This is a genomic window from Acidobacteriota bacterium, assembly GCA_022340665.1.
Classification (GTDB): Bacteria; Acidobacteriota; Thermoanaerobaculia; order Thermoanaerobaculales; family Sulfomarinibacteraceae; genus Sulfomarinibacter.
Window position 1 is genome coordinate 1 of the sequence record JAJDNM010000019.1, and the last position, 8,716, is coordinate 8,716.

5 protein-coding genes are annotated in these 8,716 nt (G+C 61.5%); 2 read left to right on the plus strand and 3 right to left on the minus strand.

Annotation, left to right across the window (positions count from 1 at the left end; all coding sequences use genetic code 11):
* Positions 1-296: 296 nt before the first annotated feature.
* Complete coding sequence (locus LJE93_02770; protein MCG6947825.1) at positions 297-536, minus strand: hypothetical protein; 240 nt, start codon at positions 534-536, stop codon at positions 297-299.
* 507 nt (positions 537-1,043) lie between these two features.
* Between LJE93_02770 and LJE93_02775 the strand changes: the two genes are divergently transcribed.
* Positions 1,044-3,395 (plus strand): hypothetical protein, encoded by a 2,352-nt coding sequence (locus LJE93_02775; protein MCG6947826.1) that lies wholly within the window; start codon positions 1,044-1,046, stop codon positions 3,393-3,395.
* Positions 3,396-3,903: 508 nt separating this feature from the next.
* On the opposite strand, the gene LJE93_02780 is transcribed toward LJE93_02775, so the two are convergent.
* The gene (locus LJE93_02780) at positions 3,904-5,673 is read right to left on the minus strand and encodes a sigma-54-dependent Fis family transcriptional regulator (GenBank protein MCG6947827.1); all 1,770 of its coding nucleotides are present in this window, start codon (positions 5,671-5,673) and stop codon (positions 3,904-3,906) included.
* 178 nt (positions 5,674-5,851) lie between these two features.
* Here LJE93_02780 and LJE93_02785 point away from each other — a divergent pair, with 178 nt between their 5' ends.
* On the plus strand, positions 5,852-7,918 hold the full coding sequence (locus LJE93_02785; GenBank protein MCG6947828.1) for an EAL domain-containing protein: 2,067 nt from the start codon (positions 5,852-5,854) through the stop codon (positions 7,916-7,918).
* 34 nt (positions 7,919-7,952) lie between these two features.
* On the opposite strand, the gene LJE93_02790 is transcribed toward LJE93_02785, so the two are convergent.
* Positions 7,953-8,716 (minus strand): ATP-binding protein (locus tag LJE93_02790; GenBank protein ID MCG6947829.1); only part of this gene is annotated, 764 nt, incomplete at its 5' end.

Here is an 8,716-nt window from a genome sequence, read left to right on the forward strand (position 1 = left end):
GCTCGGGCCCTTCGGGCCCTCGGTCGGAATGACAAAAGAAGAAGAGACCCTTCGCTCGGCCGGAATGCCACACCCTCCAGGTGTCATTCCGAGCGAGGCCGCGGAGCGGCCGAGTCGAGGAATCTATGGCTCTCCGGAATCGCGCTCCTGTCTTTCCCACAGATTCCTCCGCTCGGGCCCTTCGGGCCCTCGGTCGGAATGACAAAAGAAGAAGAGACCATTCGCTCGGTCGGAATGACAAAAAAAGACCTAAGAGGGCACTCGCTCGGTCGGAATGACAAAAGGGGGTGTTTCACTCACTCAGTCGAAATGACACGGGGGTTTGCTGCTTTGACCTGGGGTTCGCCTCGGCCCGTTCCTCCGACGTTCTCGCGTTTTTCCAGGTCGAGGCGCCATTGCAGCGCCGCCTGCCTTATCTTCCACGCGCAGTCACGGATGATGCCGTCGAGCAGGATGCACCCATCGTGTTCGCACTTTTCGCTCTGGGAATCCGCGAGGGTGATCAGCTCGTCCGATAGCCGCAATGCATCTGACACGTGGTCGTAACAATCCAAAAGGGTTCTCCGTTTCAGTCGCGTGAGACACGGATCGACCGTTGAGAAACCCTTTGCAATGCGCATGCCAGAAAATCAGAGAATTTCGATTCGCGGCGCAATCGCCCAAGAATCAACGACTTGAGAAAAATCGGCGGTCGATCGGCACTCGTCCCATGTGTCTCAGATTTTTCTCGGGAAGAACGGCCCGGACGTCCGCCGCCCATGATTATCTCAGGGGCATTACCAACCATTTCCAGTGATGTCGCTTCCCTTCAATCACTTGCAATTCTATCCGCGTCTGGACGCATTCCGTGAATCTGTCTCTTAGAGGTCAGTGAGACAACGAGACAATGAGACAAATATTTACATTTCCGTGACCCGAATCACTGAATGCTCATACGCTCAAACAAGAAAATCGTTCCGATGAATTGCGGTTGCACGCGCTCCCCTGATCGAGTTTCACGCCCGAACCCGGGAACGCATCCAAGCCGCACGAAGGAGGGCATCATGGAAGGACAGCGGGAGGGCGAGAATCGTCGGCATCGACAGTGGGTCGTTGTCGGCCTGCTCGCGATAACCATAGGAATTGCGCACACCGGTAAAGCCCAGGTCACCTCGCGGTCCGCTCGACGGCGAGTCGTCTCGGGCGGGAATCCGATAACACTCGCGGTGACGACTGACCGCCCGGCGTACTCCACCGGTGACACGATTCATGTCACTGCGGTCGCACAATACGGTGACGGATCAGCCGTGGAATCAGTCAAGAGGACAAGAATCGAAATCAAAGACGGTGCCGGATGGCGCGTCGCGCGCGGCAGCCTCGAGAATCAAAGCTCCGGCACGTTCACCTACGCCTACGCTACGAGCACCAACGCCACGGTCGGCTCCTGGCAGGTCGAAGTGGAGATCGAGGACACGGAGCGCAACAAAAAGGCAGAGGAGGTGGTCGTCCAGGTGACGGCGGGCACCGTGCCCTGCGGCGATGCCGATGGTGACGGCTACAACGATGCGTCCTGCGGCGGAACCGATTGCAACGATTCCGACCCTTCCATTCACCCGGGAGCCGAGGAGATCTGTGGCGACGGCATCGACCAGGACTGCTCCGGCGCCGATCTCGAGTGTCCGCCGCCGTGCGGCGACGCCGACGGTGACGGCTACAACGATGCATCCTGCGGCGGCAACGATTGCAACGACTCCGACCCGTCCATCCACCCGGGGGCGGAAGACATCTGTGGAGACGGTATCGACCAGGACTGTTCGGGAGCTGATCTGGACTGCGGTCCGCCGTGCGGGGACGCCGACGGAGACGGGTACGAAGATGCCGCTTGCGGCGGCACCGACTGCAACGACAGCGATCCGCTCATTCACCCCGGTGCGGCGGAAACCTGCGGCGACGGCGTCGATCAGGATTGCTCCGGCGCCGACCTTTCCTGCGACGAGCCCCACGCAGGCCTGTCGTGGGCCGGTCCCGAGACCTGCCTGCAGTGCCACCAGTCCGAGGCCCTCCAGGTCCACGGTTCGGTGATGTACCAGTGGAAGGGCGAGACCCCGGACATGGTCAACGGCGGACCGCCTCAGGGCAAGATCGCAGGTGGAGTCAACAGCTACTGCATCAACATCCTCGGCAACTGGAACGTGTGCGGCAACTGCCACATCGGGCTCGGCGCAGAACCGAACGATGAAGCGACGCCGGAGGAGCTGGCGAATATCGACTGCATGATCTGCCACCAACAGGCGTACCGCCGCAAAAAGGTCGACGGCACCTTCGTACCGGACACCGACAACATGGCGATCAGCATGGACGAAGCGGCACGGACGGTGCACCGGCCGGTACGCTCGACCTGCCTCCAGTGTCACGCCAAAGCCGGCGGAGGTGATGCGGTGAAACGCGGCGATCTCACCCTGGCCCAGGGCAGCACCACCGATTTCGAGTTCGACGTCCACATGGCCACCACCGGCGCCAATCTCGAGTGCCAGGCCTGCCACACCTTCACCGAGCACCGGGTCGCCGGAAAGGGCTCTGATCTTCGGCCCACGGATTCCGCAGCGATCCTGGAATGTGCCAACTGTCACGCGGACATGGCCTCAGGCGAGCACGAAGGGGAGTCAATTGACCGGCATACGGACAGAGTCGCCTGTCAAACCTGTCATATTCCGACCTACGCCAAGGACGCCAGCGACAGTGAGGCGACCGAGGCCACCGAGGTCCACCGGACGTGGCTCGGCACCCACAGCACGAGCGCGCCCTTCCACCCGATCATGGACAAGGCGAACGATCTGGTGCCCGAGTACCGCTTCTGGAACCGTCTCAGCGACAACTACCTGCTCGGCGACGTGGCGACGGTGGACTCGCACACCGGCAGGTACCCTACCTCGCGTCCACTCGGAGACGTCGCTGATGCCGACGCCAAGCTGTACGCCTTCAAGTACAAGACCGCTCTGCAGCCGATCACCAACGACACCAGCCAACTGATCGCACTGGATACGAGTGTCTTCTTCGCGACTTCTGATGCCGATGCGGCGACCAGGCAGGGCCTGGCAAACATGGGTCTCTCGACCGAGACGGCATACTCGTGGGTCGAGACCGACACCTATCAGATGCTCAACCACCAGGTCAGTCCGTCGGGCCAGGCGCTGCAGTGCAACGACTGCCACGGCAGCACCAGCCGCATGGACCTGCAGGGCGAGCTCGGATACGGCCTGAAGGCGTCGACGTCGGTGCTCTGCGTTCAGTGCCACGAGCGCAAATCCTCGGAAGGTTTCACCAAGACCCACGAAAAACACGTCAAGGACAAGAGGTACGACTGTTCCTGGTGCCACCAGTTCAGCCGGCCCGAGCGAGGCCTGCGAATGCCGTAAACCAACGTGCGGTCATGATCGACAGGGCCGGCCCGGAGGGGTCGGCCTTTTTTTGCCCAACCGCCCGCCCGATTCTCGATGCTGGATGCTCGATCCGCACGCCCGCCCGATTCTCGATGCTGGATGCTGGATGCTCGATCCGCCCGCCCGCCCGATGTTGGATGTTGGATGGTGGATGTTCGATGTTTGATATTTGATATTGGATATTGGATAGGCGATTCGCCCCACACCCATGGCGTTGTCATTCCGAGCGAGGCCGGAGGCGACACCCCCCGTTGTCATCCCGACCGAGGGCCCGAAGGGCCCGAGCGGAGGGATCTATGGGGCGGGCGTGGGCTGAAGCGCGCTCCTGCATTGCCCAAAGATTTCTCCGCTCGCTCTCTACGTTCGCTCGGTCGAAATGACAGAAGAAAAAAGAGGCCGTTCGCTCGGTCGAAATGACAAACGGAGGTGTTTTCACTCGCTCGGTCGGAATGACAGACGGAAGATCGAACCAGGTGGCGGAGGTTCAGGGAGTCAGCATCTGGTCGAGGAAACGGTAGAGAGTGGCCCGCGAGACCTCGAGCACCTTGGCCGCCTCGCTCTTGTTGCCGCCGGTTTTGTCCAGGGCCGCGACCACCGCTTCTTTGGTCAGCCCCTTGCGGCGGCCGACCTTCGACGCCGCGTGCACGCTGGTCAGCCGGATGTTCGGCGGCAGGTGCTCAACGCGGAGCACGTCGCCCTTGCATTTGATCCACGCGAACTGGAGCACGTTCTGCAGCTCGCGCACGTTGCCCGGCCAGCTGAAGGCCCTGAACACCTCGAGCACCTCGTCCGATATCGTGACCCGGCGCCCGCCTTCCGTAGCGGACGACCTCGCCAGGAAATGCTCCGCAAGCAGGGGAATGTCGTCGGACCGTTCTCTGAGCGGCGGAATCACGATGGGTACGACGCACAGGCGATAGAAAAGATCCTCGCGGAAACGGCCGGCGCGCACCTCTTCCTCGAGGTTCTTGTTGGTGGCGCACAGCACCCGCGCATCGACAGCTTTGGTGGTATCGCTGCCGACCGGCTCGAAGGTGCCCTCCTGGAGAACCCGCAGGAGCTTCACCTGAATGGCCGGCGCGAGCTCCGCCACCTCGTCGAGGAAGATCGTGCCGCCGTCGGCGAGCTCGAATCTCCCCTTGCGATCCCTGACCGAGCCGGTATACGCGCCCTTGACGTGGCCGAAGAGCTCGCTCTCGAGGAGACCTTCCGGCAGAGCGGCGCAGTTCACGGTGACGAAATTTCTGTCGGCCCGCTGACCGTGATCGTGGATGGCGCGGGCAACCAGCTCCTTGCCGACGCCACTCTCACCGAGGATGGCGACCGGAACGTCGACCTCCGCGACCTCGCGAATACTCTCGAACAAGTCGAACATCGCCTGCGTGTTGCCGACAATGCCGGCAAAGATGCCTTCGCCGCGCATGGCTTCCCGCAGGCCATTGAGCTCGGTGATGTCCTCGAGAATCACGATCGCCAGACGCCCGTCCTTTCGATCGAGTGGCCTGGCCGAGATCATCAGGGTCAGCTCCCGAACTTCGCCGTCGGCTTGAAATTCGAACTGGCAGCGACGGCGATCGACCTTTCCTCCATCCAGCGCCTCGTCAATGGTCGGCCGCAGCTGGCATGTGATGCACTCGTCGAGCGTGCCGCAAGAGTTTGGTTGCTCGATGGCGCGGGGGCAATCCAGGGCGTCCCCCGGGCACACGTCGATGATCGTCTCCCTGGCGCCCGCGAAATCCCTCTCCAGTGCACGGTTGACCATGCGGATCTTCTGATCGCTGTCAACGACCATCACCGGCGCGGGGATGGTCTCGAAGAGCGAGTTGAGAAACTCGCTCTCCTCGGCCAGCTCTCGGCGGGCTTCGGCCACCTTCTGGTCGAACTCGTGCTTGCTGGTGCCGATCTCGATGGCGATACGTAGGTCCGATTCGTCGAACGGCTTGAGAATGTAGCCGAACGGGCCGACCAGCTTGGCCCGGGTGAGCGTCTCGTCGTCGGCGAAGGCGGTGAGGAAGACCACCGGAATATCGAGGCGCTGGTGAATCTCCTCGGCCGCGGTGATGCCGTCGATCTCGCCGTCCAGACGTATATCCATCAGCACGAGATCCGGGTGATGCTGCTCGGCGAGGGAGATCGCCTCCTCACCAGAGGTGGCCCATCCTGCGACCTGGTGCCCGATTCTGGCGATCGAGCTTTGAATATCCTGCGCAACGACACCCTCGTCCTCGACCACGAGAATGCTGTGTCGGGTCATCGGGACCACCCGCGTTGACTTGAGACAATTCTGCTCGTCATCGGCCGGGCACGACGACACACCACCTGCATCAAAGGCCTTTCCGCACAACACGTGACATGAACGATACGTTTGCTGTACATTCGCGACACATGATTATACCCGGAACCTGCGTTGCCGCCTTGCCGTCGGCCCCTGGATGACGGAAAAAATCCTCATCCTCGAGGACGAGAGCATCACCGCTCTCCACCTCCGCTCCCTTCTCGAGGGTTGGGGCTACGCGGTTACGGCAGTTCTCGACACGGCCGACGGCATTACGGATGTCATCGATAAGGATCTCCCGGACCTGGTGTTGATGGACATCCGCTTGAAGGGTGAAACCGACGGCATCGAGGCCGCCCGCCTCATCCACGATCGATTCGGTATCCCCGTGGTCTTCCTCTCCGCGCATAACGATGATGCGACCCGACGAAGGGTCGAACAGAGCTCCGCCTACCGCCTCGTCGTCAAGCCGTTCGAAAGCCAGGAACTGTACGTCGCGGTCAAGGCTGCCCTGCACAGAAAGTGCATCGAACAGGCCTTGTCACAGGATGCTGCGGGTGCGCCGCCCGAGCTGCCGCGTCTCGGTGATGCGGTGATGGCCACCGATGCCCAGGGACGAATCCTCTACATGAACGAGCGGGCGGAGAAACTGACCGGCTGGGAGGATCTCGACGCGTTCGAGCACGAGGCGACCGACGTGATTCGTTTGAATCTTGCGGACGACGGCAGCCTCGTCGAACATCCGGTATCGAGCATCCTCAACGATCCCCACGCCAGCGACAGGCAGCTCGACTCGATCCTGACCTCGAAAACGGGTGCGCATCATCCGATCAGGTACCAGGTGAGTTCGATCCGGGACTCGTCGGGAGAGTCACTCGGCGCGGTAGTCACAATTCGCCGGCGGCGAGAACTTCGGTTGGACGCCGCCGGTGCGTCCGGCGATGGTCTGTTCGATCCCGCCACCGGACTCGTAACCCGAGACATCCTCGTCGACTACCTCGATACCGCAATCGCCCGCGCCCGAAGCCGTCAGACGATGGTCGGCATCTTTCTGGCGCGCTTTGATGATTTCGCCAGACTCTCCACCGAGCTCGGCCAGGAGGCCACCAACGAACTGCTCGCGTCGGCGGCATTTCGCCTTTGCGACTCGGTGCGCACCTCCGACTCGGTGGCTCGAATTCGCGAAGATATGTTCGCGGTCATCCAGCCCGACCTCGAACATGCCGAAGGGGCAGTCATTCTGGGTGACAAGCTGGTCCGCCTTTTCCGGGAGCCATTCGACCTCGGAGCCCGGGAGATCACGGCCACCGCCAGTATTGGGTCCGCGATCTATCCAGTCGACAGCAAGGACCCGAACGAGCTGCTGGGCAATGCAGAGGCGGCCGCCGACCGGACCGGCGGGCGCGACCAGCTCCGCTTCTACAGCAGCAAGATCGACTCGATGATCGCCGAGGAACGGGATCTGGGCGTCGATCTCGACCGTGCAATTCAAGACAGCCAGTTCGAGATCCTCTTTCAGCCCTTGTTCGACCTTTCGTCCGAGAGAGTCGTGGGTGTGGAAGCTCGGGTGCAATGGAACCATCCCGAGCAAGGCGCCATCCCCGCTGAATCGTTTCTGCCGGTGGCCGAGCGCCACGGAGTGTCGCGATCTATCACCGAATGGACTCTTAGTGAGGTATTGAATCAAGGCGTCACGCTGCAAACCATCTCTCCGAACATCAGGATATGCCTTCCGCTCACCGGATCCGAGATTCGGCGACGGGGCCTGGTATCGCTGCTGCTCGGAATCCTCACGGACACCGGAATCGAGGCACGTCATCTCTCCCTCGAATTGAACGAGGATGTCCTCGTCACCCAGCCCCCGTTGACGACTCACCTCAACCTCCAGCGTCTGAGCCAGCTGGGAGTGGGCCTGACCCTCGCCAAGTATGGTTTCTCGCACGCCTCGATGATGTCTTTCAGGAGGACACCGGTTCAGAGAGTCAAGATCGACCGGTCGTTGATCGAGGCCGTTGTACACGAAAGGGAAGCTCAGGCCATCGTCAGAGCCATCATCGACCTCGCCCGCAGCGGCGGCCTCGAGATCGCGGCCGACGGCATCGAGAACGAGTCCCAGTGGCGGTGGTTGCGCTATCACGGCTGCGAGTTCGGACAGGGAGATCTGCTTGCAGAATTCATGACCGGACGCCAGGTCTTCGACCTGCTCGTCGATCGAACGCGCTGACCGGAGCGATCCCCGATTCCGCAGAACCGCCAGTTCAGGTAGCCACGGATTCGCCGCGCATGAGGATCGTGAACGTCGTTCCCCCTTCGCGATCGAGCTCGATTTTTCCGCCGAGCTGCTTCTCGATCAGACCGAACACCAGGCTCATGCCCATGGTCCCTGTGGACCGGATATCCACGTCCGCCGGAATGCCAACACCGTCATCTCGTACAACTATCTCGACCTCTCCATCCGCAGTCGAGAACGCACGGATCTCGATTCGGCCCGAGCGGTCTCCCGGGAAGGCGTACTTGAGAGAGTTGGATACGATCTCGCTGATCGCGAGACCGCACGGAACCATGGCATCGATTTTCAGCATGAGGTCTTCGGAGTCGACTTCGATAGTCACCAGACCGGTATGCGGCCGATACATTCGGGACAGATTTGCAGTCAACCGCGTCAAGTACGTCTCGAGATCGATGCTCGACAGGTCGCCGGAGTCATAGAGTATTTCGTGGATCAGAGCCATCGCCCGCACCCTGCTCTGGCTCTCCTGAACCAGGCTGCGCAATCGGCTGTCTTCGATGTTCGCCGCCTGCAGGCTCAAGAGACTGGAGATGACCTGCATATTGTTCTTGACCCGGTGATGGATTTCCTGCAGCAGCACCTCCTTTTCGGCGAGTGAATCCTTGACCGCGGATTCCGCTTTCTTGCGCGCGCCGATTTCCTCGACCACCGCGATGAAGTGCCGCGGGCTTCCGTCGCGGTTCAAGACGAGAGAGCCCGTCAGATTCACCCAGACATCCGACGAGTCCTTAC

Coding starts and splice junctions, on each gene's coding strand:
- LJE93_02775 (MCG6947826.1), top strand. CDS start 1,044: ATGGAAGGACAGCGGGAGGGCGAGAATCGTCGGCATCGACAGTGGGTC.
- LJE93_02780 (MCG6947827.1), bottom strand. CDS start 5,673: ATGACCCGACACAGCATTCTCGTGGTCGAGGACGAGGGTGTCGTTGCG.
- LJE93_02785 (MCG6947828.1), top strand. CDS start 5,852: ATGACGGAAAAAATCCTCATCCTCGAGGACGAGAGCATCACCGCTCTC.